The organism is Priestia endophytica (assembly GCF_026790145.1).
Taxonomy (GTDB): Bacteria; Bacillota; Bacilli; order Bacillales; family Bacillaceae_H; genus Bacillus_I; species Bacillus_I endophytica_A.
The window spans coordinates 100,784-125,083 of the sequence record NZ_JALAMS010000014.1 but is presented as its reverse complement, the minus strand read 5'-3'; the positions used below and the strand labels follow the sequence as shown (position 1 = coordinate 125,083).

Annotated in this window: 25 protein-coding genes, 1 tRNA gene and 1 pseudogene; 16 read left to right on the top strand and 11 right to left on the bottom strand. The window is 36.8% G+C overall.

The features are described 5' to 3' along the window. The first annotated feature begins 14 nt into the window (after positions 1 to 14). Positions 15 to 3,683, top strand: coding sequence for a multicopper oxidase domain-containing protein (locus MOC86_RS11515; RefSeq protein ID WP_268584317.1), 3,669 nt, complete (start codon positions 15 to 17; stop codon positions 3,681 to 3,683). Positions 3,684 to 3,714: 31 nt separating this feature from the next. Beyond that, a complete protein-coding gene (locus MOC86_RS11510) occupies positions 3,715 to 4,311 on the top strand; it encodes an SCO family protein (protein WP_268584316.1) in 597 nt (198 codons plus the stop codon). Between the two features lie 84 nt (positions 4,312 to 4,395). Here the strand turns inward: MOC86_RS11510 and MOC86_RS11505 are convergent. Together MOC86_RS11505 and MOC86_RS11500 are read right to left on the bottom strand one after the other, a co-directional pair. Then, positions 4,396 to 4,466, bottom strand: a tRNA-Ala gene (locus MOC86_RS11505). A gap of 136 nt (positions 4,467 to 4,602) precedes the next feature. Next, a complete protein-coding gene (locus tag MOC86_RS11500; protein ID WP_268584314.1) occupies positions 4,603 to 4,767 on the bottom strand; it encodes a hypothetical protein in 165 nt (54 codons plus the stop codon). Positions 4,768 to 5,081: 314 nt separating this feature from the next. On the opposite strand from MOC86_RS11500, the gene MOC86_RS11495 reads away from it, so the two are divergent. Next, on the top strand, positions 5,082 to 5,648 hold the full coding sequence (locus MOC86_RS11495) for a YjgB family protein (protein WP_268584313.1): 567 nt from the start codon (positions 5,082 to 5,084) through the stop codon (positions 5,646 to 5,648). Positions 5,649 to 5,692: 44 nt separating this feature from the next. On the opposite strand, the gene MOC86_RS11490 is transcribed toward MOC86_RS11495, so the two are convergent. Next, entirely contained in the window at positions 5,693 to 5,953 is a 261-nt protein-coding gene (locus MOC86_RS11490) for a hypothetical protein (RefSeq protein WP_268584312.1), read from the bottom strand. A gap of 439 nt (positions 5,954 to 6,392) precedes the next feature. Here MOC86_RS11490 and MOC86_RS11485 point away from each other — a divergent pair. From MOC86_RS11485 to MOC86_RS11475, 3 genes and pseudogenes are all read left to right on the top strand, one after another. After that, a pseudogene (locus MOC86_RS11485) lies at positions 6,393 to 6,692 on the top strand (IS607 family transposase); the annotation flags it as partial. Further along, positions 6,655 to 7,725, top strand: coding sequence for an RNA-guided endonuclease InsQ/TnpB family protein (locus MOC86_RS11480; RefSeq protein WP_268584311.1), 1,071 nt, complete (start codon positions 6,655 to 6,657; stop codon positions 7,723 to 7,725). The pseudogene MOC86_RS11485 and the gene MOC86_RS11480, both read left to right, overlap by 38 nt. A 160-nt stretch (positions 7,726 to 7,885) precedes the next feature. Next, positions 7,886 to 8,299 (top strand): YjdF family protein, encoded by a 414-nt coding sequence (locus MOC86_RS11475; protein WP_268584310.1) that lies wholly within the window; start codon positions 7,886 to 7,888, stop codon positions 8,297 to 8,299. A gap of 48 nt (positions 8,300 to 8,347) precedes the next feature. Here MOC86_RS11475 and MOC86_RS11470 read toward each other — a convergent pair whose 3' ends face one another. Continuing rightward, a complete protein-coding gene (locus tag MOC86_RS11470) occupies positions 8,348 to 9,544 on the bottom strand; it encodes a macrolide family glycosyltransferase (RefSeq protein WP_268584309.1) in 1,197 nt (398 codons plus the stop codon). A 750-nt stretch (positions 9,545 to 10,294) separates the two neighbouring features. Here MOC86_RS11470 and MOC86_RS11465 point away from each other — a divergent pair. After that, a complete protein-coding gene (locus MOC86_RS11465) occupies positions 10,295 to 10,489 on the top strand; it encodes a helix-turn-helix transcriptional regulator (protein WP_268584411.1) in 195 nt (64 codons plus the stop codon). Positions 10,490 to 10,491: 2 nt separating this feature from the next. Continuing rightward, positions 10,492 to 10,866, top strand: coding sequence for a hypothetical protein (locus MOC86_RS11460; RefSeq protein WP_268584308.1), 375 nt, complete (start codon positions 10,492 to 10,494; stop codon positions 10,864 to 10,866). A gap of 430 nt (positions 10,867 to 11,296) precedes the next feature. Here the strand turns inward: MOC86_RS11460 and MOC86_RS11455 are convergent, their stop codons facing one another. From MOC86_RS11455 to MOC86_RS11445, 3 genes are all read right to left on the bottom strand, one after another. Beyond that, positions 11,297 to 11,653 carry a DUF2512 family protein gene (locus tag MOC86_RS11455; protein ID WP_019394329.1) on the bottom strand — a complete coding sequence of 119 codons (357 nt, stop codon included), beginning with the start codon at positions 11,651 to 11,653 and terminating at the stop codon, positions 11,297 to 11,299. A 103-nt stretch (positions 11,654 to 11,756) separates the two neighbouring features. Then, complete coding sequence (locus tag MOC86_RS11450; protein ID WP_264158241.1) at positions 11,757 to 11,882, bottom strand: hypothetical protein; 126 nt, start codon at positions 11,880 to 11,882, stop codon at positions 11,757 to 11,759. Positions 11,883 to 11,949: 67 nt separating this feature from the next. Further along, the gene (locus tag MOC86_RS11445; RefSeq protein ID WP_019394327.1) at positions 11,950 to 12,147 is read right to left on the bottom strand and encodes a cold-inducible protein YdjO-related protein; all 198 of its coding nucleotides are present in this window, start codon (positions 12,145 to 12,147) and stop codon (positions 11,950 to 11,952) included. A gap of 372 nt (positions 12,148 to 12,519) precedes the next feature. Between MOC86_RS11445 and MOC86_RS11440 the strand changes: the two genes are divergently transcribed. Both MOC86_RS11440 and MOC86_RS11435 read left to right on the top strand, forming a co-directional pair. Next, positions 12,520 to 12,909 carry a hypothetical protein gene (locus MOC86_RS11440; protein ID WP_243509533.1) on the top strand — a complete coding sequence of 130 codons (390 nt, stop codon included), beginning with the start codon at positions 12,520 to 12,522 and terminating at the stop codon, positions 12,907 to 12,909. A gap of 90 nt (positions 12,910 to 12,999) precedes the next feature. Further along, positions 13,000 to 13,788: an HAD family hydrolase gene (locus MOC86_RS11435; RefSeq protein ID WP_268584307.1), complete on the top strand. Its 789-nt coding sequence runs from the start codon at positions 13,000 to 13,002 to the stop codon at positions 13,786 to 13,788. Between the two features lie 31 nt (positions 13,789 to 13,819). Here the strand turns inward: MOC86_RS11435 and MOC86_RS11430 are convergent, their stop codons facing one another. Next, the gene (locus MOC86_RS11430) at positions 13,820 to 14,362 is read right to left on the bottom strand and encodes a PadR family transcriptional regulator (protein ID WP_268584306.1); all 543 of its coding nucleotides are present in this window, start codon (positions 14,360 to 14,362) and stop codon (positions 13,820 to 13,822) included. 111 nt (positions 14,363 to 14,473) lie between these two features. Between MOC86_RS11430 and MOC86_RS11425 the strand changes: the two genes are divergently transcribed. The 3 genes from MOC86_RS11425 to MOC86_RS11415 all read left to right on the top strand — a co-directional run bounded on the left by MOC86_RS11425 (position 14,474) and on the right by MOC86_RS11415 (position 15,839). Further along, positions 14,474 to 14,929 carry a DUF3237 domain-containing protein gene (locus tag MOC86_RS11425; RefSeq protein WP_268584305.1) on the top strand — a complete coding sequence of 152 codons (456 nt, stop codon included), beginning with the start codon at positions 14,474 to 14,476 and terminating at the stop codon, positions 14,927 to 14,929. A 19-nt stretch (positions 14,930 to 14,948) separates the two neighbouring features. Beyond that, positions 14,949 to 15,437 carry a phenolic acid decarboxylase gene (locus MOC86_RS11420; RefSeq protein ID WP_268584304.1) on the top strand — a complete coding sequence of 163 codons (489 nt, stop codon included), beginning with the start codon at positions 14,949 to 14,951 and terminating at the stop codon, positions 15,435 to 15,437. Positions 15,438 to 15,578: 141 nt separating this feature from the next. Beyond that, positions 15,579 to 15,839, top strand: a complete 261-nt coding sequence (locus MOC86_RS11415; RefSeq protein ID WP_243509524.1) for a hypothetical protein — start codon at positions 15,579 to 15,581, stop codon at positions 15,837 to 15,839. A 60-nt stretch (positions 15,840 to 15,899) separates the two neighbouring features. On the opposite strand, the gene MOC86_RS11410 is transcribed toward MOC86_RS11415, so the two are convergent. From MOC86_RS11410 to MOC86_RS11400, 3 genes are all read right to left on the bottom strand, one after another. Beyond that, entirely contained in the window at positions 15,900 to 17,525 is a 1,626-nt protein-coding gene (locus MOC86_RS11410) for an L-lactate permease (protein ID WP_268584302.1), read from the bottom strand. Positions 17,526 to 17,548: 23 nt separating this feature from the next. Further along, positions 17,549 to 18,505 (bottom strand): L-lactate dehydrogenase, encoded by a 957-nt coding sequence (locus MOC86_RS11405; protein WP_268584301.1) that lies wholly within the window; start codon positions 18,503 to 18,505, stop codon positions 17,549 to 17,551. Positions 18,506 to 18,825: 320 nt separating this feature from the next. After that, positions 18,826 to 19,440: a LysE family translocator gene (locus MOC86_RS11400; protein WP_268584300.1), complete on the bottom strand. Its 615-nt coding sequence runs from the start codon at positions 19,438 to 19,440 to the stop codon at positions 18,826 to 18,828. Between the two features lie 423 nt (positions 19,441 to 19,863). On the opposite strand from MOC86_RS11400, the gene fdhD reads away from it, so the two are divergent. From fdhD to MOC86_RS11385, 3 genes are all read left to right on the top strand, one after another. Further along, complete coding sequence (gene fdhD, locus MOC86_RS11395) at positions 19,864 to 20,661, top strand: formate dehydrogenase accessory sulfurtransferase FdhD (protein ID WP_268584298.1); 798 nt, start codon at positions 19,864 to 19,866, stop codon at positions 20,659 to 20,661. Positions 20,662 to 20,818: 157 nt separating this feature from the next. Then, positions 20,819 to 23,785 carry a formate dehydrogenase subunit alpha gene (gene fdhF, locus MOC86_RS11390; RefSeq protein WP_268584297.1) on the top strand — a complete coding sequence of 989 codons (2,967 nt, stop codon included), beginning with the start codon at positions 20,819 to 20,821 and terminating at the stop codon, positions 23,783 to 23,785. A gap of 12 nt (positions 23,786 to 23,797) precedes the next feature. Then, positions 23,798 to 24,280, top strand: coding sequence for a DUF1641 domain-containing protein (locus tag MOC86_RS11385; protein WP_268584296.1), 483 nt, complete (start codon positions 23,798 to 23,800; stop codon positions 24,278 to 24,280). Positions 24,281 to 24,300 lie beyond the last annotated feature (20 nt).

Here is a 24,300-nt window from a genome sequence, read left to right as displayed (position 1 = left end):
AAGGGGGAGGATATATGAAACGATTTTACCATGTGGTAGCTATTGACATTCGCATTGTGTTAAACACTTTTGGAGATCACAACGAACATGGGAAAATGTATATCTTAAAAGAAAATGTTGATAAAGTGAGAAAAGCTGTCGATAAAAACCCGTTTACACCTGTTGACTTAGTTGAACCACTTTGCATTCGAGCCAATAAAGGAGATACAATTGAGATTTTGTTTGAAAATCAAATTAAAACCTCAGCAGGGATGCATTTTCAAGAAGCAGACTATGATGTATTAAATTCAGACGGAGCAAATGTAGGATTTAATCCGAATACACTTGTGAAGCCTGGAGAGCAGATTCTCTATCGTTTAACAGCAAATCATGAGGGAATCTATTTTTTTTCTGACTTAGGAGATCCTGATAGCAGTGACGATGGCACAAATATCAATGGCTTGTTTGGAGCTTTATTCGTGCAAAAAACGGGATCCACCTGGACAGATCCTGTGACAGGTGGCCCTTTAAAGAGTGGAGCTATTGCAGATGTTCATCACCCTTTTGCTCCATCATTTCGAGAGTTTGGCTTTATTTTTCATGATGAAATGCCAACGCAAGATATTACAGGAAACAGGCCTCTTGATCCTGTCACAAATCAAGAAAGAGAATCTACTCATGCGATTAACTATCGTTATGAACCCCTTCAAAACCGTAGAAAGCTAATTGAAGAAGGAGTTGTATGTCCGGATTGTGAAGGAGAGGAAGTTCATCATGATTCATGGGTATTTGGAGATCCTGCAACTCCTATTTATCGAGGGTACAAGGGAGATCCTGTAAAGTTTAGACTTGTGCATGGTGGTGTAAAAGAAACGCATGTTTTTCATTACCATATTCATACATGGTTTAGGGATCCGCTAAATACAGATTCTGTTATATTTGATGCTCAATCTATTAGTCCACAAAACTGGTATACAATTGATGTTCTTTACGGGTTAGGCTCCCTTCAAGAAGCGATTGGAGATGCTATTGTTCACTGTCACTTGTATCCTCACTTTGGGGTTGGCATGTGGGCAATTAATCGGATTTTTGATACTCTTCAAGACGGAAGTCAATGTTATCCAAATGGAATTCCAATTAAACCGCTTCAACCTTTGCCAGATCGTCCTAGTCCACCTAAACCAACGAAAGAAAGACCAGGGTTTCCTAACTTTATTCCAGGAAAAGTAGGTTGTAAAGCACCAAGGCCGCCACTTGGAATTGTTGGGGGACGTGGGTTAACAGAGCTTGAGAGAAATGCAGCTGTTCCTACTGCAAGACCAGGAGCTGTTTTTGCAGATCCTTGTATTATTGAAGAAAATCCTGTTGTGCAGGAATTCAATGTTTCTCTTATTGAAATTCCTCTTGTCTATAACCGAGAAGGATGGAATGACCCAAAAGGAAGAATTTACGTTCTTGATGAAGATATAGATGACATTTTAGCAGGACGGAAGGAACCAGAACCGCTTATTCTTCATATGAATGCTGGATCATGTATATCTGTTAACTTTACAAATCGCCTTAATGAAGTAGCAGGTGGAGATGCGTTTCAGCTTGTTACGCGAACGTACGAAGTAGGCTTTCACGTTCACTTTGTTAAACTTGATGTTTTAGTAAGCGATGCAGCTAATGTTGGCTGGAATTATGATTCAAGCGTTCTTCCTGGTGAAACAATTCGCTATGAATATTTTGCAGACACAGAACTGAAAGCATGGTTTTTTCATGACCATCTTTTTCCGGGCTTTCATCAGCAACATGGTGTATTTGGGTCAGGAAATGTGCATGCAAGATTTTCAAAAGTGTTAGATTCGAAAACAGGGGAGGAAGTACAGTCAGGCGCACAAGTGACTATCACACATCCTTTAATTCCAGATTATCGAGATTTTGCCCTAATGGTCCAAGATTTCACCCTTTTATTTGATAAAAACGGTTGTCCACTTGAAGCACCGGAATTTCCTGGATCTGAAGATGACCCTGGTTTGTTCGGAGTGAACTATAAAAATGAACCACTACAGTTTCGCTTAGGAAAAGACTGTGATCCCGCTTATTCATTCAGCTCCTTTGTGAACGGAGATCCCGTCACACCTATTTTAAACTGCTATGAAGGAGACCCTATTAGAATTCGCGTACTGCAAGGATCTCAAGAAGAATCTCACAGTTTTAACATGCATGGTTTACGCTGGAAAGCAGAGCGGCCTGATAGTGAAACATCCTTTGTTTGTCAAGAACATATTGGAATATCTGAGTCCTTTACATTCGAATTGACTGTGCCAAATTCAGGAGATTATCTTTGGACGTTTGAAACAGAAGAAGATTTGTGGAACGGCTGCTGGGGGCTAGTGCGTGCATTTGACGAGGAAGTAGATTTTCTTATTCCTCTTCCAGATAGGTCTGATCCGCCAAAGCGAACAAAGCCTTTACCTGTTTGCACAGGAAAACCGCCAGAAAAAGCAAAACTTGTTGAAGTAGATGCACCTCCTAATGCCCCTGTGAAGCGCTTTGATATTGTTGCGTTTCATATCCCGATTCCTTACAGCAAATGGGGCGAAAAAGACCCGTTTGGTATCGTCTTTGCACATAGAAAAGATGTAAAAGCTATTTTAGCTGGAAAGAAAAAAATTCAGCCGCTCATTATCCGTGCAAATCAAGGTGATGTGGTGGAAATTAACTTAGAAAGCCGACTAGAATTCGATGAATTCCCATTTCCTGATGGGATTTGGCCATATCCTCCTGTAAAAGAGCAGGCATTTTATCCACCATCTGTCCGGATTTCGTTGCATCCGCAGCTTATTCAATATGATGTGAAATCTTCGGCAGGAGAAACAGTTGGCTTTAATCCAGACCAGACCGTTGGACCTGGTGAGAAGATTACGTATCGATGGTATGTTGATCTTCCTCTTGGCGCATGCGGAATGTGGGATATGGCCGATATTCGCAATCATCGCTCGTTAGGGACGTTCGGGATGTTTATTGCGGAACCAAGAGGGGCTCAATTATTAAGCCAGAAAACGTTAAAACCTGTTATTACAACAGATCGAGCTATTATAAAGCAGCCTTTTTTACCGACTACACGGGAATTTGCGCTTATTATGTATGATGGAGCTAGATTAGTAGATAAAAACGGAAAGTTAATTATTGACCCTGTTGACGGTATATTAGGTGGCGTAGATCCAGAGGAAATAGGGGATCTTGTTGATACGTATGATAATGGGTCAAGAGGGTTTAACTACCGGACAGAACGATTAATTAATCGACTTAACCAGGTTCCTGTATTAAAAGACTTATTTAGTTCGAAAGTACATGGAGATCCGTCTACACCAATTCTTGAGGCTTATCCTGGAGATCCTATTACAATTCGCTTTGCAAATCCGTCTGAACGAAGACGCGCCCACGGATTTCATGTGCATGGTCACTATTGGAACACAGATGACAAAGATATTTTCTCACAAGTGAAGTCCATCCGAGATCATATTGTCTTAGGAGACGCCTTTGATATTCAGCTGCATTACGGAGCAGGAAGCTTTTTTAACTTTCCTGGTGATTATATGTACCGCTCTGGGAATATTCGTTGGGACATTGAACAAGGCATGTGGGGAATTATACGTGTGCATAAAAAACAACAAAAAAACCTTCCGCCTCTAAAAATGCTAAAGAAAAAGCATTAGCTTCTTAATTAGATAAGAGAAGGTGGATATCATGACAAAAAAGCATCGATTGTTCATTTTACTAAGCATATGTATGGTTGCTTTTGTGCTTGTTTATTGGCTTTGGCCAAAGAATGAAAAACTCCCCGTATTAGATGGAATAAAAAGTGTAGCACTACAAAATGTCCATGGTGGAGAGTATGATTTTAAGAGCGGAAAAGTTAAGCTTGCCACTTTTTTTTATACAAATTGCCCAGATATTTGTCCGTTAACAATGGCTGATTTTAAAGATTTACAAGCAGAGCTCAAGAAGGAGAAGATCTTTGCTTCAAAGGTAGAACTTGTAGCTATTTCACTTGATCCAGAACAAGACACACCATCTGTTGTAAAGAAATATGCGGAATCTTTTGGGGCGGACTCTTCCGGATGGAAATGGTTAAGAGGCTCTTTAAAGGATACGAAAAAAATTGCAGATGATTTAAAAATGCAGTACAAAAAAGGAGAAGGGAATTTTCTTTCTCATTCTACAACGATGTATTTAATCGATGAAAATAACAAAATTAGAGCCCTTTACGATATGGCTTACTCGGAGGAACCAATTGATAAGAGGAAAATATTAAGTGATATTCGGTATTTAGTAAACAAATAAGAAAAAAGAGCTTCAATCTTTTATCATGAAGAAATGAAAATCCCCCTTCTTCATCTTTTTACAGATAAGAAGGGGGAGAAAGAATGGAGCTAGCGAGAATCGAACTCGCATTACTTGACTGCCAGTCAAGCGTAATCCCATTATACCATAGCCCCACTTTAGAGATATTTAGCGAATATTCTTTCATTATAAAGGAAACTGTCACACAGTACAATAAAAAAGAGAAGAGGAAGAGAGAAAATCTCATTTTCAGCCAACTTAAACGAGATTTTTATTCACAAAAGTGTATGATCAGAGAGAGTGTGGAGGGTGTTCATCACCGTATATGACTTCGCTTAATAAGGAAATATCTTCTGAAATTTCTTTTTTTAATGAAGGTTTTTCACAATTCCTATAGTCGTCCAGCAACCGGGCCAGCTCTTTTCGAAAAAAGAGCACTTCTTGATTGTCAATCATCGTAAAAACCCCTTTTTTAAGATCAATTTCACTAAAGATCTAACTTCACCGTATACTTATTAAAGTTGCCCATATATTTTGTTTTCAAACCCCGTTGGAAGTATTAAGAAAGTTTCGAAAGCACGAAAAGCCGAAACTAGGCGCTTTTTACTATATGCAAATAGAAAAAAGATTGCTTATCTAATTTTTCTCTTTAACACGTTAAATTGATAAGGGATTCGTTTGAACTAATTTGTTTGAGTACATGAAGTGAAGGGTAGAAGTATAGGGAGTGGAAAACTTGAAGATAGAAGATAAATGAGGAGGTTTAAATCATGAAAAAAGCGAAAATGATCGCTGCTACAGCTTTAATTGGAGCATCTTTTGTAGGCGGCATTGGCGCAACTGTTCATGCAGAGAGCCCAACAACAAAAAAAACAACAAATATTAAAGATGAGCAAAAACAAATGGCGCTAAATACTCTGCTAGGCTTGTATAGTAAAGCACAAGAAGGAAAAGTTTATGGAGGATTTAGCGATCAGTTCGTTGTTGGAGAAACAACGCGTACAGAGGTATATAACAGCATTGGTAAGCCTTATTCAGTAGAAGGTAACTTTGAACATTATTCAGGTTCAATGGGGCAAGCTTCTTACGACTTCTCCTATAATAAAAAAGGAGTGTTGAAAGAAGTGCGCTACTTTGGAACAAATGTGGAACGCCAAACAAATCTTGGCGGCATTACACCTGACATGATGATAAAGCATTTAGGGAAAGAAGACCGCACACACATTATCACAGGCACAAATGAAACAAATCATATTTATGATTTAGGAGACTATGCGCTTGAATTTGTGGAAAGTGCTGACCATACGATAAGTCACGTGAACTTAGTCGCGCAATAAAAAAGAGAGGGGATTCTCTCTTTTTTATTATGTTTTTATAGGTACTATACAACTAGATAAACTAAAACCGCGAGGATGTTTGGAATGGCAATCGATATAAATCTCTTCGATTCCTCCACACGTCCGATTTTGCGTTTTTTTCGACGAGAAGACATTGTGCCTTTATTTCCTAGAATGAGACTGTCAAGGAAGTAGGCTAGTGCTAAAAAGATATTAATAGATGCAGCTCCCCCGCAAACATAGTAAACATATTTCCATTCACCTATAAAATAGGTAGTAATAAGGACAATAAGCAAGATAAGCATGCCTGATATTAACCCTTTTTTTACAATAAGTATCACTCCTTTTTGAATTTTTATACATATTTTACCACGTTTTTGTTTTAGTAGGAATATTAAGGAAAACCTTCTTGAGTAGGTAAAAAGGAAAGGAGTATTATTAGCATTCTTACAGAATTTAGGGGAGGCAGAAGTGTGAGCATGATGGAGGAATGGCGATCTCATTTACATATAGGTTTGCTCATAAACAACACAATTCGGTTGGTAGTCTGGATGCATGATGATAAATGAATATCAATAGCCTTCCTCTCCTCGAAATGTTCATCATTTCATGGTATTTGGTAGAGGAGGTGAACAGCAGTTAAAATAAGTCTAAAAAAGATTATAAAACAACTAAGTTTTATAAATAAAGTACTATTCAATAGACGAATTTGCTGCATTTTTAGGAACAGCAACACAAACATTTAAACTAATAGACAAGGTTACTAATTCGAAAGTAGAAAAGATATTTATTCTATATAAAGATTGGTTGATAAGATTGGGTTTTGAACTAATAGAAAACCTATGTAATAAATAAGGAACGAATATTGAAGCAATAGATAACGCTCCAAAGATCGAAGAACAGAAATTGGTTGAAGATTTAATTTAAAGTGTTACAGTGTTTAGCTGTAAACTTCAAGGTAAAAGAGCGAAAAAAGCTGAGAGGATGATTAAGGAGTTGATGGAAAGTGATTCTCACGAAGAAAATAAGGATAAAACCAACTAAAGAACAGGAACATAGGCTTTGGAAATCAGCAGGAACAGCTCGTTGGACATATAACTGGACATTGAGGAAACAAGAAGAAAATCACAAGAATGGTGGCAAATTCTTATCCAATGGCACCCTTCGTAAAGAATTGACTGCTTTGAAACAAACTAAAGAGTATGCTTGGTTGTATGAGGTATCAAATAATATCACAAAACAAGCTATTAAAGATGCTTGTAATGCGTATAAGAAATTCTTTAAGAAACAAACAGAGAAACCACGTTTTAAAAACAGAAAGAAATCTAAACCGTCTTTTTACAATGATAACGTCAAACTCAAAGTTAAAAAGGGCGAAGTATTGATTGAAAAAGTTGGTTGGATTAAAACATCTGAACGAATACCTATGGGCAGAAAGTACTCAAATCCGAGAATTAGTTTCGATGGTAAGTACTGGTATATATCTGTAGGAATTGATGTTGGGGTGAAAGAATTAGCTGTGTGTTCAGATGGTAGAAAGTTTAGAAACATTAACAAAACAAAATCAGTAAAAAAGACAGAGAAATGCCTTCGTAGGTTGCAACGTCAAGTTTCTCGAAAATATCAAATGAACAAGAAGGGAAACCGGTTCATCAAAACAAGCAACATTATAAAAATCGAAAGTAAGATACGACACCTGTATAGAAGATTATCAAATATCAGAACTAACCATCTCCATCAAGCAACAAACGATATCGTGAAAACCAAACCATATCGAATTGTAATGGAAACCTTGAACATCAAAGGAATGATGAAGAATAAGCGTTTATCAAAAGCGATTGCCAAACAAGGATTATACGAATTCAAACGCCAAATTCAGTATAAATGTGAGAAGCATGGCGTTGAAGTCGTTGAAGCTGATAAGTGGTATCCATCTTCTAAAATGTGTTCATGTTGTGGGAAAATTAAAAAAGACCTAAAGTTATCTGACCGATTATATCAATGTGACTGTGGGCTTGTGATGGATAGGGATTTGAATGCTTCTATTAACTCATCGCATTATCAATCAACAAATTAACATCTGAATGTTATCGTTAATGTATACGATTCGTTGTATCGGAATTTACGCCCTCGGAGTGTTAGACCAAACGAGAGTAGCTTTGGCAAAATCGGACACGTAGAACAGGGAAATAAACAAATTTTATAGATTTTATAAGGTTTTGGCAACGGGAATCGTTATGAGATTAACGATTTACCATGATGGTCAGTTTTGGGTTGGAACAATTGAAGTTGTAAGTGACGGCCATTTAAAAGCATTTCGTCACGTGTTTGGAGGAGAACCGAAAGATTCAGAAGTGTTAACTTTTATCTATCATGAACTTTCAACTTTTATTCATAATTCACATCAATCAGGTGTCAATGTAAAACAAAACGACCTCAAACGCATCAACCCTAAGCGTTTACAGCGCAGAGTAGCAAAAGAGATGAGAAGAACTGGAGTCTCAACAAAAGCCCAAGAAGCAGTTAGGCAAGAATATGAAGAACGAAAAAAGCAACATAAGCACATCACAAAGCAGCACCGTGAAGAAGAAAAACAGCGAAAATATCTCCTTAAAAAGAAAAAAGCAAAAGCGAAGCATAAAGGAAGATAGAAAAAAAGATCCCTCATAAATGGGGGATCTTTTTTAGTTTATTTAATGTCATTTCACACTTTCACTAAGTGCTTGACGTTTAAAAGAAAAAATTTCGTCTACAGCTTTCTTATAGCCACCTGCATTTTTGAAAGAGGTGCTAATTTTTGTAGCGTTCTCTTTGTAAGAAGATTCACATAAGAGGGTATGAGCTGTTTCTTTTAATTTCTCTGCGGTAATACTGTTGAGATCAAGATGAATACCCGCTCCTAACTCTGCAATGCGCTTTGCAACAATAGGTTGATCAACACTTACAGGCAGTACAGCTAATGGAATATTAAAATATAATCCTTCACTTGAACTGTTCATTCCTCCATGTGTAAAGAACACATCTGTATGTTGCAGCACTTCTAGCTGAGGAACATAGTTTTTCACAATAAAGTTTGCAGGGATATCACCAAGCTCATCTATTTTTAATTTTTTACCGATGGACATCACAACGGTTCCTTCAAAATCTGAAAAAGCTTTAAAGCATGTTTGATAAAATTCAATGTTCTCATTGAATATTGTTCCAAGAGAAATAAAGATTACAGAATCGTTTTCTAGTTTTTCTAATGGGAATTCGATATTATGCTGTCTTTTGACAATAGAAGGTCCAACAAATTTAAACGTATCATCAAGCTCTTCACGATGCATTTGGTAATGTTCAGAAGTATAGACAATCGTTAGGTCCCCAGGATTCGGCATAATGGAACCTTTATTACGGATAAAGGTTAAATCTACATTGTATTTCTGTTCAATATCTGTTAATATTTTTTCACTTTCTTCATCAAAACCTTCTATATCTTCTGTTATATTTAGATGTTTTTTCATGTCTTCTAACATGTTTTTTGTAAAAGCAAACGTTGTGCAATTGCAGATTTTAGGGATGTTTAGCATTTCCGCTAAAATGACGCCGGCTAGACAAACTTCATCGTAAACAATATAGTCATATGTTTCCCCGTGAATGTCAGCCATAATTTTGTCTAATAGAAAACTGTTCGCTTCTAAGATTTTTGACATGCTAGGAAGAGTATTTGCATTCATCGTTTCTGAAAAATCTTCGTATGTTCGGACAACAGCACCAACGTTTTCGAGGCGCTCTCTAAAACGTTCTGCGCAATAATATGTAATCGTTTCGCCTCTCTCAACTAACTCTTTGACTAATCCCACAGTTGGATTGACATGTCCTTCGGCTGGTAAGTTAATAAATAATACATTAGACATGAAACAGCCTCCTTTTAGATAAATACTCATATTTAGATATAATTTTGAATTTTATTTACTTAAACAATCTGAATGTGGAGATTATATCACTTTATCATAAAGTAATTCTAGTGAATTTGTTGGATCAGGAGGATGAACCTATTTTAGTGAGATAGAATGTCTTACATAGTTTAGGTCAATAGTAACCTACTACAATATGTTTCTGTTACTTTAGAGGGGTGTTTTACTTTAAATCCAAAAAGCACGATAACAATGAAAAGATGCATAAGCAAAAAGAGCTCTATACTAGATATGGAACTCTTTTTTTATACTTTTACTTCAAAATCTTCGGTAGCTCCTTAATATTAAGAATTAGCCAAAGAAATGAAAAGCTCTTTAAAATTTTTCTGTTTTTACATCTATATCTAAAAACTCCTTTGTTATTTATATGAGATTCAAAAAATTAGAATATCGAAAAAAGAATCATTGCTATCATCGTTTGCATACATGACACAATGCCTAACCTTTTTTATGAGCTTTCTTTTTTCTGTCACATAAAAGATTAAGCATAAAGAAAATAATTAGGGCAAAAAGCGTTTCAACAATGATCATATTTCTCTTTTCCCATCCTTAAAAACTGATTAATTCTCTTCCTATTATATAAGAGAAGTTTATTTTTATGGAAATTTATTGAATTAACCTTTTGTTTGATGTAATCTATATATAACAATAAGTAATATATATATTGCATTATATTAAGAAGGTGTTAGTCTGGAAAACAAAGTGAAATTAGCGCGCGTTGAAAAGTCGATGACTCAGCAAGACTTAGCTAAGAAAGTTAATGTGACAAGACAAACGATTGGATTAATTGAAAAAGGAGAATATAATCCGTCGCTAAAGCTCTGTCTTAATATTGCCCATGCTTTAGGAAAAACGTTAGATGACCTATTTTGGAAAGGGGAATGAAGATGAAGAAATCGTGGCTATCGATCTTTTTACCAGAAGATGAATACATAGAAAAAAGGATTTTATACTTTTTAGGAGAAGCCGCTATTTTAGGGATATGTGTTAGTCTTTTATTTCTAATTGCAAGCTATACGTATCCACTTCATATAATAGAAACGAACATGTTTTTTAGTTTTGTCGTAGTTGGACAGGTTATCTACATCTTTTTAAGATATATTTTCTCTGGAATGGAATATACGGATACGTTTAGCAGCAACGATTATAAAAGAGAAATGAAAAAATCTTTTTTCAATCTCTTACATTTATGTTTGTATTTTTTACGCTCTATGTATTGGTTAGCGGTCTTCCACAAAAACAGCCCGAGTGGAGAGACATGATTGGCTTGCCAATTCTTAGCGGTTTTTTAATGTTTTTAATTAACTTCATTTCTCTTAAATCATCGTATAGAAAAAATAATGGATAGATCCACGGGATAGGAGAAAGCAAAATAAAGAAAATAGGATTTCTTGTCCTATCATTGTTTGTTATTTCTTTATTACTTGCAGTGACAAAATAATAACAAGCAAGTCAGCTAAGTCAACCGTGAAAGAAGAAAAAGTAACGAAAAAGATAAGAATGGAGGAGATTGGTTCCGTGTTTTGGGAAGGACAAGATATTCGTTTTTTATTTTGATTGTTGAAGTAAATGGTGAAATGAAGAAGGGTATAGTATCAGTGGAAGGAGAGGAAGAAAGATTAGAGATGCAACAAAAAAACATAGGGGGTTAACCTCCTATGTTTTTTTTGCTATAATGCACCTATTAGAACATTATACGATTGAATTTTGTTCAACATCTTCTTTAAGAAGAAAATAATGTTGCGGAAGCTCTGCAACTGTAAATAAAATAGCTGTAAAGACTGCGCCAGGAAAAAGAACGTATGCATTTTCAAATCCGTACGGCAAAATATAGGTAATAAAGAACGCCGTGAAGAAGTCGATAATGAGCGTAATAATTTTAGTATGAGAACGAAGCAAAATGCGTTCCACATACCTTGTGACAAGAGCAATCGCCACACCAATGACAATTGGTTGCCAGTAGGAAGAATAAAAGATACCGGGGAAAATAAAGGCCGCAAATGTTGCTAAAACAGGGGTTAAGATCAGTTTGATAAGTAAAATAGTCATTGTGCGTCTCCTTTTTATAAGTTAACGCTAGTATGTGTAATAAAAAAGAATTCACGCATACTACAACAAAAAAAGGCTCCTAGATGGAGAAGCCTTTTTCCTTTTATGCCGAAGGTTTATAATTTGATGCGGGTTTTTTTGCGGGTTTTGGTCTTAAATTTTTAAGCTGTTTTTTCAAGTATTCTTTTAAAAGTCGCTTCTTTCGGATACTTTTATCACGATTTTTCATTTCACATCACCACCTCTATTGTACTCAAAAGGGAGGCATTTCGTGCTAGATAAAAGACACAAAGATACTATCGACCTTGCAAGTTTGTCAATTTAGACAGCATGCGCTCGCCGCTTTTCATTGAGGAACCACATAAAGGGCAGCTTGGCTTTTCATCGAACGAGAAGTTTTTTCGCATCCATCCTACGCATTCCGTTGATTCACATTCCCATACAGCAACTTCTTCTTGTACTTCTTCTTCGGTATTTCGTTTACTCCAATGCATAACACCACTCCTCTTTTTTGACAGAGTACGTTCACGTTTGTCACGCTTTGTAAGGAGAACGAATCTGTTTGTTTGCTTAATTTATATTGCCATTAGATGAAAGCGATTCAGCCTGTCTAAGCATTACAAATAAAAAATTCACATATCTCCTTGTATTCGCTAAGATGGTACATTTATGAATACTGTTAACATGTGAAGGAAATCTGTTATAATTTTTCTAACTAATCTTAATTATACGCTTATTATTCATCCTTTTCAATGTATATTTATTACAGAGAAGGAGTCATATAAAGATAAATGCGTCATATATGCTCTATAATGTTTAATACGAATATCTTTAACATCTTGTGTAAGACAAGTGGAGGGGAAGTTGTGAAACAAAGATTTGATGCAACAAATATTGCCTATACATCTATTATTACATACAGCATTACCGTTTGGTTTATCCAGTCCGAATGGCTTTTGTTGCTGCTTTTACTTGCGGTTATTAGCTTTAGTTGGCCACACCGACATATGTTAAAAAAGCTCCGTTTTTACGAACTAGCTCTTTTATTAGTTGGTTTTGTTGTGCTTGTTACCATTGGTTCAGTGCTTGTATGGGGAAGTGATGCGCTCATTTCACGAGAAATTACGATTGGAGATAATGGGAAAATTGGCGTTCAGTTCTTGTTGATTTTAATGGTGTTGTTCGGTCTAGGGTACTTATTTAAACGTCTATTCAAAAAAATGTTCGGAAAAAGAGTAAATAATAATAAAAAATAGAGAATTTTCATTTACTTATTCATTTTTTCGATGTAGTCTTATAGAAATAAAGCAATTTTTAAAACATAATGAAAAAGTGGGGAACGCAGAATGATTAAAGCTGTTTTTTTCGATCTTGATGATACGCTGCTTTGGGACAAAAAAAGCGTAAAGGAAGCCTTTGTGGCAACGTGTACATATGCAAGTCAGAAACGTAATGTAGATGTAGAAAAATTAGAAGAAGCGGTAAGAGAAAAAGCCCGTGAACTTTACTCTTCTTATGAAACGTATGAGTTTACTCAAATGATTGGAATCAATCCTTTTGAAGGACTATGGGGAAACTTTTTAGATGATGATGATAACTTTCGCAAAATGAAAGATATTGTACCAGCTTATCGAAAAGAAGCGTGGACACAAGGATTAAAGGAGCTTGGCATCGATGATGAAGCATTTGGAGCAGAGCTTGCAGAACGCTTTCCACTTGAACGTCGTAAGCATCCGTTTGTATATGAAGAAAGCTTTCGTACGTTAGATAAGCTAAAAGAGAATTACCGTCTTCTTTTATTAACAAACGGTTCTCCAGATCTTCAAAATACAAAGCTTGAGATCACACCTGAGATTGCTCCTTATTTTGACGAGATTATTATTTCAGGAGCATTTGGTCGTGGTAAGCCTGATCCAACCATTTTCGAACACGCTCTTGAAAAAATGGGATTAGAAAAAGACGATGCGATTATGGTAGGAGATAACTTAATGACAGATATTTTGGGCGCCTCACGCATTGGAATGAAATCAGTGTGGATTAACCGTGAAAATAAAGAACGTAATGAAGTTACTCCAACGTACGAAATTACTCATTTAGAAGAACTATATCCACTGTTAGAAGAGTTAAATAGATAAAAAAAAGCCTCCGCAACGACGGAGGCTTTTTTTATTTCAATAGGTCAATTGTCTTTTCAAGCCAGACAATATATCCTTTTTCTCTTTCAATGGCTCTCGTTAAGACGAGGTAGTGACCAAATTGAGGAGAAGAGAACGTAATCGATATTTCATCTTCTTCTAGTAAAGATAGCGTCTTTTGAAGCTTTGAAAGATTTTCTTTCCTCTTAACAAGCTGATCGTTAAAAAGGTCATATGCTTCTTCTTTCTCCATAGCTGAAATAAAGTATGTTTTTAGCATAAATTCATCTTTGTTTACACTTGAATCTCGCTCCACTTTTTCAAGCCACTCTGAAAGCTCTTTTTCTCCAAGCGAAGTAATTTCATATACTTTTTTTTCAAGTTTTGTTCCTTGAACAACGACTTCATATTGAATAAATCCTTCATCTGTCAGCTTTCGTAATTCAGGATAAATTTGACTGTGTTTTGCTGTCCAAAACTGTCCAAGTGGTCCTTTAAATTTACTTGTAATATCGTACCCTGTTAATTTCTCGTTGTAGAGAAGTCCTAGTATCGCATATTTTAAAATCCGCATGCTTTGCCTCCAGCTCTATTATTTGACACTATTATATCATAGCGTTAATATAAACATGTAAATAGTTACATGATTTCTTCTTACTTAGAAGAAGAAGGGGGAAAAACTATTATGAATAAGCCGTCATTGAAAAAAGTGGCTTCTGCAGAAATTGAAGTTGCCGCACCAATGGTTGTTGGCCACACAAGGCTTGGAAGACGACAGTTTATTCCAATCAAAGGTGGGAAAATAACCGGAGAGATAAATGGCAATATTATAGACGGTGGAGCCGACTCGCAAATCATTCGTGCTAACGGACGAACAGATTTATCTGCTCGTTACGTTATCGAAACGAACGATGGTGAACTTATTTATATCGAAAACAACGGTATACGCCAAGTGAGCGAGCGGTTTAGAGATCGCGCTTCAAAAGGGGAAATTATTGATCCTGAGCACGTTTATTTCCGCACTGTTCCGACGTTTGAAACAAGCAGTGAGAAATACGAATGGCTTGAAAATTCCCTGTTTGTTGGAGCGGCTCTTCGTACAGAGACAAAGGTAATATTAGATATTTACAAGATACTTTAATCAAGAAGGAGAGAGAAACATGGAAAACTTTATTGGAAATCACATGATTTATACGTATGAAAACGGTTGGGAATATGAAATGTATATTAAGAATGACCATACAATCGATTATCGTATTCATAGCGGAATGGTTGGCGGACGCTGGGTACGTGATCAAGAAGTTGATATTGTAAAATTGACAAAAGGCGTTTATAAAGTATCATGGACAGAGCCAACAGGAACAGATGTATCTCTTAACTTTATGCCTGAAGAAAAACGCATGCACGGCATTATTTTCTTCCCAAAATGGGTACATGAACATCCAGAGATTACGGTTTGTTACCAAAACGATCATCTTGATTTAATGAAAGAGTCAAGAGAAAAATACGAAACATATCCAAAATATGTTGTACCTGAATTTGCAGACATTACGTATCTTAAAAACGTTGGAACAGACAACGAAAACATCATTTCAAAAGCTCCATATGAAGGAATGACAGACGATATTCGTGCTGGAAAACTTCAATAAGCATGAAAAAAGCCAAGTAGATCTACTTAGCTTTTTTCGTGTATTTTATTTTCAGAATAGTTTTATTATAATGAGAGGAGAAAAACTGCAGAATTTGTCATCTTTTTTGTGCAAACTCTAAAAGAGAAAAGAGGGATGTTCATGAAAATTGTTCAGTTTGAAGTTTGGAGAGAACGAAGAAAGAGGCGCCGACGGATAAAGGCTGCTGAAATCGGAGTTATTTTTCTTCTTTTATTGGCCGAGCTCTTGCTTGTATGGAACGGAGATTTTATGATGCATGAGGCATTTGAAAGAGGAAATGCACTTTATTATACCCTTATTCTTCTTTCGCCTTTTTGTCCCATTTTGCTGCTTTTTCTATTTTTAAGAGTTTTTAAGCAAAAAGAGAGACGTTTATCGTAAAAATGATCCATGTTATCCAAGAACAAAAAAGCCCTGACTAAAAATCAGGGCTTTTTTGTATTATATACCAAGCAATGAAAGAACATATGTCCATAAGCTAATAAGTACAAGTAAAAATAAACTATATTTAAGCGTCATTGTAAGCAGTTTAGATTCTTGACCTGTTTCTTTAACAGCAGCTGTTGCAATCGCAATAGACTGTGGTGAAATAAGCTTAGCCATAACGCCTCCGCTCGTATTAGCTGCGAGAAGAAGCGATGAGCTTGTGCCAATTTGAGCGCCTGTTACAACTTGTAAGTTACCAAATAGCGCATTATTGCTAACAACAGAGCCTGTAATAAAAACGCCAATCCAGCCTAGCACAGGAGAAAGAAGGGGAAAGATGTCACCTGTTTTAGCTAGCGCAAGACCAATAGAAGAAGAAAGACCAGCAAAATTGGCAAGGTTTGCAAAGCCCATAATCAAGCAGATTGTCACAATCGGAAGCCAGAGCTCTTTTACGGTTTCACCAAGTCCTTCCCACGTTTTTTTCCCATTCATATTAGGACTTAAAAGAGCTGTTAACAATACGGCAATAAAGATAGCTGTCCCTGTTGCCGCTAAAATATCAAATTTGAATATAGCATCAAGCGGCATTTTTTCAGCTGAGATAGGCGGTATTTTCATAACCGCTTGATCTAGGCTAGGAATGTGAATCATTAGCGTTGTTTTCGCTAGAGGACCACCTTCTGCAAAAAGAGCTTTAAAAACAGGTAAGCTCCATAGCATAATCATGATTGTTAAAATATAAAAAGGTGACCATGCAAGTACAATATCTTTAAATGAAAAATGAGGCTGTGTGCTGATTTTTTCTTCTTTGTTCTCTCGATAAATATGCTTTGGCTGCCATTTTCGAAGGAAAATAGCTAGAGCTGCCATGCTGAGAAGAGCAGGAATGATGTCGGCAAGTTCTGGACCTAAAATGAACATTGTTAATGTTTGGGAAATTGCAAAAACTAAACTTACAACAAGAAGTGCTGGAAGCGTTTCTTTAATTCCTTTCCACTTATCTAAGATGAAGACAAGTAAAAAGGGAATGATAAAAGAAATGAAAGGGAGAATGAATATAAGCGTATGTGATAAGTCCAATGTTTTTAAATTTCCCATTTGTGCTCCTACAATAACAGGAATGCCAATAGCTCCAAACGCCCCAGAAGCAGCATTTGCAATTAAACAAAGCATAGCAGCTTTTAGTGGACGAAAACCAAGTTCTGTGAGCAGAGCTGCACAAATAGCAATTGGAACGCCAAAGCCTGCTGCTCCTTCTAAAAAGGCGTTAAAGCTAAATCCGATTAATAGCACTTGCAGGCGTTGATCTCTGGAAATGTTGGCGATACTGCCTCGTATAATCGCAAACTTTCCAGACTTCACGGCAATTTTATATAACCAAACAGCCATAATAATGATGTAGCCAATTGGCCAAAGTCCGTTCGCGATGCCTTGTACAATTGCTGCTAATGCCTTTGTGATTGGCATATGAAAGCCAATCACAGAAACACAAGCACTAATAAGTAAGGTAAGAAGGGCGGCTATGACGCCCTTCATTTTAAATAAGGTGAGTGAGAGCAAAAAGAATAGTACAGGTAGAGCTGCAAGTAGTGCTGATAAATAAACATTATCTAAAGGATTATAGTTTTGAATCCACATGATGACCCACTCTTTCTTTTGTGTTATTTTGTTACTTCTTCAAAGTGTGGAGCTAAAATCTCTTTTAATACATGTGCACTATGAGCAAACTTTTCTTCTTCTTCCTTATTTAAATCAAGTTCTACAATTTCTCGAATTCCATCTCGATTAATAACAGCTGGAACCCCAATATAGACGTTTTCTTCGTTATATTCACCTTCTAAGAGGGCAGATACGGTTAATATGCTGTTTTCATTGCGCAAAATCGCTTTTGTAATACGCACAAGTCCCATTGCAATGCCATAGAAGGTAGCACCTTTACTTTCAATGATTTGATAAGCAGCATCACGTACATTTATAAATAGGTCATCTAAATCTTCTAGTTTGTATTTTTCATTGCGTTCAATCATTTTAAGAACAGGGATGCTACCAACATCAGCAGAGCTGTAAACAGGAAGCTCGCTATCACCGTGTTCTCCAATAATATAAGCATGTACATTTTTAGGAGCAACATTGAAATATTCACCGAGAAGGAAGCGGAAGCGAGCCGTATCTAAAATTGTGCCAGAGCCGATTACGCGTTCCTTTGGCAAGCCACTAAATTTCCAAGTTGCATAGCTTAAAATATCTACTGGGTTTGTTGCGACAAGAAAGATGCCGTCAAATCCGCTAGCCATTACGTTATCAACAATGTTTTTAAAAATTTTTAAGTTTTTTTCAACAAGATCAAGGCGAGTTTCGCCAGGTTTTTGGTTAGCCCCTGCACAAATCACGACAAGGTCTACGTTTTTACAATCTTCATAATTACCAAATCGAACGTGAGTCGGATGAGGGGCGAAAGCTTTTCCGTGATTAAGGTCCATCACATCTCCCATTGCTTTCTTTTCATTCAAGTCAATCATAATTAGTTCATCTGCAATACCTTGGTTTACAAGAGCAAAAGCATAGCTTGATCCTACAAATCCTGTTCCAATTAATGCGACGCGGTTTACTTTTTCCATGAATAACTCATCCTTTCTGACGTTAAGAAAATGTATAAATTCGTTTGTGAATCATTTCACAATTAAATCATACATCATATTTTTATAGGTGACAACAAATAAATTCCAATTATTTTGTCTACTTTGTGAAAATTATCACAAAATAGATTTATTAAAAATATAACAAAAAACAATATTATATTTTCCTCTAAAAACCAAAAAACAAACATCAATCAGTTTAAAAGGAAGAATAACCTGATAAAAAGAACAGTAATTCAAGAAAACTATGTTCTAAAAGATATTAAATAAAAAAAACTCAAAGAAAATTCTTTGAGCAAAATTTAACGACTTGAAAATAATAAACTAATACCAAGTAGTCCAAAAACCGTTCCTTTTGTATATTTTAAAACATACTGAAAGCGTAAGTTTTGAATAAACTTTTGGCCAAGCTTAGAAGCAAAAAAGGCAATGATGCTAAAAATGATTAACGTTTCGATAATAAAAATAAAACCAAATAAAAGCATTTGGAAATTCACATGTCCAAGATCTGGACGTACAAATTGAGGAAGAAACGTCAAGAAAAACAGGGCACATTTTGGATTTGATAAGTTCATAATCATGCCTTTTCGAAAATAGTGTCCTTGTTTTTTATGAGGAAGCACTACTGATGGATTCTTTTCCCGGAAAGCTTGAAAAGCTAAGTAGAGAAGATAAATGACCCCAATGATTTTTAAAATATTAAAAGCAAGCAGCGAGCTTGCAAAAACAACGGAAAGTCCAAAAGAAGCAAGCAGCGTATGAAACACTGTTCCGGTAATAGAGCCTGCTACAGTTTGCAGTCCTGCTTTTTGTCCAGAAGATATGCTTTGGGTAAGAACAAAAAGCATGTCTTGACCTGGAATAAGGACAATCGTGATGGATACAAGTATGTAGGGTAAAAGCCATGAAAGTTCCATATTTTTTTCTCCTTTCTGTTTATTCAGCTTTATTCTAATTTCTTTCAAAAATCCTCTCAAGAGTGTCAGATAATGAATTAATATAGCAGTCTGGTGAAGGATTGAAGGGAATTTTGTCACGTATTGTTTTAAACGAAAGAGCAAGCATGATAAAATGAAAAAATAACCATAAAATAAGAAGTGAAAGTAGAGGATACAGCGATGAAAAGAGAACCATCTTTTGCAACAGGCTGCTTTTATGGAGTCCTAATGTCGATTCCACTTTGGTTAATCATTTTATGGGGCGTAAAAAAATGGATTCTATCATAAACATCAATATAGAATGCTCAGAAAGAATCCTGCTTTTTGTTTTATAGCAGGATTCTTTTTGGGGGAAAAAGGGAAAAAGTTAGAGAAAATATAGGTTGAAGGGTGTAAAATAGGATGGAATCAATCATTAAAAGACGCAATATTATTAAATTTATGAATGGGAAGATAATAAATATAGAAGATTCTGTTGTTACAGAATTTCCAGTTACCATCAAAGTGAATGAAAAAGAATTTGTGACACTGGTATGCACACCTCAGTATATAGAGGATATGGTAATTGGCTATTTAGCTTCTGAAAGAGTCATTCAGTCCTACAAAGATATTAAGAATTTATGGATACAAGAAAAAGAAGGATTTGTTCATGTTGAAATTGAAAACCTTCATACATATTATGAAACCTTTCAAAACAAGCGCTATATTACATCATGTTGCGGAGGAAGTCGACAAGGTTTCGTTTTTACAACAGACGCGCTTGCGGCTAAGAAGATAAACTCCAAACATGTAAGCGTTACCTCTGAGGAATGTATTCATTTTATGAATAAGCTCCAAAACAGTGCAGATACGTTCAAACATACAGGAGGTGTTCACAATGCCGCTCTTTATGACCAAAACGGTTTCTCTCTAGAGAGAATGGATATTGGAAGGCACAATGCCTTAGATAAAATCTACGGCTATTGCTTAAAAAATAACATTGATTTACATGGGAAAGTTGTGGCTTTTAGCGGTCGAATTTCTTCTGAAATTTTACTTAAAGCAAATAAGATAGGCTGTGAGGTTTTGCTATCGAAATCTGCTCCAACCGAGCTAGCGCTAGAACTTGCAGAAGAGCTTGGGATGACAACCGTCGGCTTCATTCGAGGAGAGGGCTTTAATGTTTATACAGGAAGTGAACGTATTATTTTTCCTTCCTAAAAAGAGATCTTTTCTAGATAAGGATAGCCATGCAAAGCCTATTGTAATTTGAGATAAAAAAAGAGAAAAGAGTATAATAACAACTAGAATAGTTCAGTAAGTGAACTATTTTCAAAAAAAGAGGAGAGTTGGAGTTCAAGAGAAAAGGGGAGAAAAGATGGAAAAGACGGTTGCAGTTACAATTAATGGGGAAGAACATAAAATTCAACAAGGGACAAGGCTCTTAGATTATTTACTAGCTCAAAATATCCCCCACCCTCATGTTTGCTATTCCGAAACGTTAGGTCCCATTCAAACATGTGATACATGTATGTGTGAAATTAATGGCGATATTATGCGAGCTTGTTCTACTGAAGTTGAAGAAGGAATGGAGATTTCAACCTCATCTGAACGTGCCCAATCTTCTCAGAAAGAAGCGATGGATCGCCTGTTGGAAAATCATTTATTATACTGTACAGTTTGTGATAACAACAATGGAAACTGTCGTGTACATAATACAGCAGAACAGCTTGAGATTGAACATCAAACACGCCCGTTTCGTGAAAAAGGATATGAAAAGGATCATTCTCATCCTTTTTACCGCTATGATCCAGATCAGTGCATTTTATGCGGGAAATGTGTAGAAGTTTGCCAGGACGTTCAGGTAAACGAAACGCTTACAATTGACTGGGAACGTAAAATGCCACGCGTTCTGTGGGACAACGGAAAAAGTATTAACGAGTCTTCTTGTGTATCCTGTGGCCAATGTGTCACTGTTTGTCCATGTAATGCCCTAATGGAAAAATCGATGATTGGAGAAGCAGGGTTTTTAACGGGGATGTCGGAAAAGATATTAAATCCAATGATTGATCTTGTGAAAGAAGTCGAGCCAGACTACAAGACTGTTTTTGCCCTATCGGAAGTAGAAGCAGCAGCCCGAGAAAAACGAACAAAGAAAACCAAAACAGTGTGTACTTTCTGTGGTGTTGGCTGTTCATTTGAAGTATGGACAAAAGGCCGAGAAATCTTAAAGATTGAACCAACCGAACAGGCTCCTGTTAACAGTATTTCAACTTGTATTAAAGGGAAATTCGGCTGGGATTTTGTAAATAGTGATGAACGTTTAACAACCCCTCTCATCCGAAAAGGTGATCAGTTTGTTCAAGCATCATGGAATGAAGCTCTTACGCTCATTGGAGAAAAGCTCACGTTTATAAAAGAAACGTACGGTGGAGATGCCCTTGGATTTGTGAGCTCTTCTAAAACGACAAATGAAGAAGCCTATTTAATGCAGAAGCTTGCGCGTCAAGTTTTTGAAACAAATAACGTTGACAACTGCTCCCGCTACTGTCAATCTCCTGCCACAAATGGATTGCTTGCAACTGTTGGCTATGGAGGAGACTCTGGCACAATTCAAGACATTGAGAATGCTGGTCTTGTGATCACTATCGGCGCAAACCCAACAGAAGGACATCCCGTATTAGCAACCCGTGTCAAAAGCGCTCGTAAACTTCGCGGCCAAAAGCTCATTGTAGCTGACCTTAGAAAACACGAATTAGCAGAACGTTCAGATTTATTTCTTCGCCCGAAACAAGGAACAGACTATGTATGGTTAACGGCTCTTGCAAAATATATGATTGACAAAGGCTGGCATGATGAAAAATTCATCCGAGAGCGTATTGGCAATTATGAGGAATATGTAGAGCTCTTAGACAAATATACGCTTGATTATGCCTCAGAAGTGACAGGTCTCTCTAAAGAAACCCTTCACAATACAGCAAAAATGATTTATGAAGCGGACGGAACCTGTATTCTTTGGGGAATGGGTGTGACGCAAAATATCGCTGGGTCCCACACGTCAGGCGCGATTGTGAACCTTTTGCTTGTAACTGGTAATTTTGGACGAACAGGAACAGGCGCTTATCCGCTTCGGGGGCACAATAATGTACAAGGGTCCTGTGATATGGGGGCACTTCCACAGTCGCTTCCTGGAAATGAACCTCTTACAGATGATGAAGCAAGACAAAGGTTTGAAGAGGCTTATGGCGTGTCTATTTCAAAAGAAAGCGGCTTAACGAACGTAAATATGTTAGTAGGAGCGCAAGCGGGAAGTTTAAAAGGCATTTATTTAATAGGAGAAGATATGGCCTTAGTTGATGCAAATGCAGATCATGTTCAGGATGCACTGAGTAAGCTAGATTTCTTCGTTGTGCAAGATTTGTTTTTTACAAAAACGGCTCAGTTTGCAGATGTAATTTTGCCAGCTTCACCGTCCCTTGAAAAAGATGGAACCTTCACAAATACAGAACGAAGAATTCAACGTCTTTACCAAGCGATCCCACCATTAGAAGATTCTAAACCAGACTGGTGGATTATTCAAAAAATAGCAAACAGATGCGGGGCTCAGTGGAAGTATCACCATCCAAGCGATATTATGGATGAAATTGCTCGCCTTTGCCCAAACTTCGCGGGTGTTTCATATGAGAGATTAGAAGGATGGAAGAGTCTTGTATGGCCTGTTCAACACAGTGGAAAAGACGAGCCGCTTCTCTATACAAAACGCTTCAATTTTCCAGATGGAAAGGCACGGTTCTCACTCAAAGAATATGTACCTCCACTTCAGTTTCCAAAAGAGTATGACTTAACGTTAAATAATGGCCGACTTTTAGAACAATTTCACGTTGGGAATATGACAAACAAATCAAAAGGCATTCAGTACAAGCTTCCTAAAGTATTTGTAGAAGTTTCCCCACATCTGGCAGCAGAGAGAGGCATAAAGGATGGTTCGCTCGTTCGCCTTCGCTCTCCATATGGGGCGATTAAACTTCATGCCCTTATCACAGATCGCGTTGAAGGAAATGAACTTTATGTACCGATGCACTCTGTTCAGCATGAAAATGCCGTCAACCTTTTAACCGGAACGGCAGGAGATCTTCAAACCCAAACTCCTGCTTATAAACAAACAAAAGTAAAGATGGATGTTTTAGCAGAAAGCGGAGAAAAGCCACTTCCATCTTACAATCACCGTTATGCCAAACGTTATCCTCAGCTTGGGGTTGAAGTTGAGCGAAAATGGAAGCGCGATGATTATGAACCGATTGCAGATCAAAACCAACCTGTAAGAAAAGAAACAAACGTAAGGTAAGGGGGGAGTATAATGGCGAAACCTATTACAAAAATTGAAAAGCCAGTATTAACAGAAGAGGAAGAGCAAGAAAGAACCCTTCAAGAAGTGCTTCACGAGCTTTCTAAAAATGTGGGTGGCGTGAAAGAAACGATGACATTACTTCAAGAGCTTCATAAGAGTGGAATATTAGGAGCAGTTAATCACCTTGTAGAAGCCAAAGAAGACGTGACGAAAATTGCTGTTGAACAGATGCTTCGTCCTCCTGTGACAAATGCTATTAATAACGCTATGGCAGCAGCAGGAGCGCTAACAGATGTTAATCCTCAAACAACAGAAAAGCTGGCAAGCGGGTTTGCCAAAGGATTGCAAAAAGCGGAAGAAGGATTAAAAGAGGAGAAAAAAATGAGTATGTTTGAACTTGCTCGGTCATTGAAAGATCCAGATGTTAATCGGGCAATTAAATTCTCTTTAAACTTGTTAAAAGGCGTAGGGGAAGGATTAAAAGAGAAATAAAAAATTTACAAACAAAAGGA

Excerpts from the sequence above, each read along its gene's own strand:
- MOC86_RS11405 (WP_268584301.1), bottom strand. The coding sequence starts at position 18,505 with ATGGAAAAAGTAAACCGCGTCGCATTAATTGGAACAGGATTTGTAGGA.
- MOC86_RS11500 (WP_268584314.1), bottom strand. The coding sequence starts at position 4,767 with ATGATTGACAATCAAGAAGTGCTCTTTTTTCGAAAAGAGCTGGCCCGG.
- MOC86_RS11410 (WP_268584302.1), bottom strand. The coding sequence starts at position 17,525 with ATGTGGATTCAAAACTATAATCCTTTAGATAATGTTTATTTATCAGCA.
- MOC86_RS11455 (WP_019394329.1), bottom strand. The coding sequence starts at position 11,653 with ATGACTATTTTACTTATCAAACTGATCTTAACCCCTGTTTTAGCAACA.
- MOC86_RS11435 (WP_268584307.1), top strand. The coding sequence starts at position 13,000 with ATGATTAAAGCTGTTTTTTTCGATCTTGATGATACGCTGCTTTGGGAC.
- MOC86_RS11445 (WP_019394327.1), bottom strand. The coding sequence starts at position 12,147 with ATGCATTGGAGTAAACGAAATACCGAAGAAGAAGTACAAGAAGAAGTT.
- MOC86_RS11385 (WP_268584296.1), top strand. The coding sequence starts at position 23,798 with ATGGCGAAACCTATTACAAAAATTGAAAAGCCAGTATTAACAGAAGAG.
- MOC86_RS11475 (WP_268584310.1), top strand. The coding sequence starts at position 7,886 with ATGAGATTAACGATTTACCATGATGGTCAGTTTTGGGTTGGAACAATT.
- MOC86_RS11495 (WP_268584313.1), top strand. The coding sequence starts at position 5,082 with ATGAAAAAAGCGAAAATGATCGCTGCTACAGCTTTAATTGGAGCATCT.
- MOC86_RS11515 (WP_268584317.1), top strand. The coding sequence starts at position 15 with ATGAAACGATTTTACCATGTGGTAGCTATTGACATTCGCATTGTGTTA.
- fdhF (WP_268584297.1), top strand. The coding sequence starts at position 20,819 with ATGGAAAAGACGGTTGCAGTTACAATTAATGGGGAAGAACATAAAATT.
- MOC86_RS11450 (WP_264158241.1), bottom strand. The coding sequence starts at position 11,882 with ATGAAAAATCGTGATAAAAGTATCCGAAAGAAGCGACTTTTAAAAGAA.
- MOC86_RS11420 (WP_268584304.1), top strand. The coding sequence starts at position 14,949 with ATGGAAAACTTTATTGGAAATCACATGATTTATACGTATGAAAACGGT.
- MOC86_RS11425 (WP_268584305.1), top strand. The coding sequence starts at position 14,474 with ATGAATAAGCCGTCATTGAAAAAAGTGGCTTCTGCAGAAATTGAAGTT.
- MOC86_RS11490 (WP_268584312.1), bottom strand. The coding sequence starts at position 5,953 with ATGCTTATCTTGCTTATTGTCCTTATTACTACCTATTTTATAGGTGAA.
- MOC86_RS11460 (WP_268584308.1), top strand. The coding sequence starts at position 10,492 with ATGAAGAAATCGTGGCTATCGATCTTTTTACCAGAAGATGAATACATA.
- MOC86_RS11400 (WP_268584300.1), bottom strand. The coding sequence starts at position 19,440 with ATGGAACTTTCATGGCTTTTACCCTACATACTTGTATCCATCACGATT.
- MOC86_RS11510 (WP_268584316.1), top strand. The coding sequence starts at position 3,715 with ATGACAAAAAAGCATCGATTGTTCATTTTACTAAGCATATGTATGGTT.
- MOC86_RS11430 (WP_268584306.1), bottom strand. The coding sequence starts at position 14,362 with ATGCGGATTTTAAAATATGCGATACTAGGACTTCTCTACAACGAGAAA.
- MOC86_RS11470 (WP_268584309.1), bottom strand. The coding sequence starts at position 9,544 with ATGTCTAATGTATTATTTATTAACTTACCAGCCGAAGGACATGTCAAT.
- MOC86_RS11415 (WP_243509524.1), top strand. The coding sequence starts at position 15,579 with ATGAAAATTGTTCAGTTTGAAGTTTGGAGAGAACGAAGAAAGAGGCGC.
- fdhD (WP_268584298.1), top strand. The coding sequence starts at position 19,864 with ATGGAATCAATCATTAAAAGACGCAATATTATTAAATTTATGAATGGG.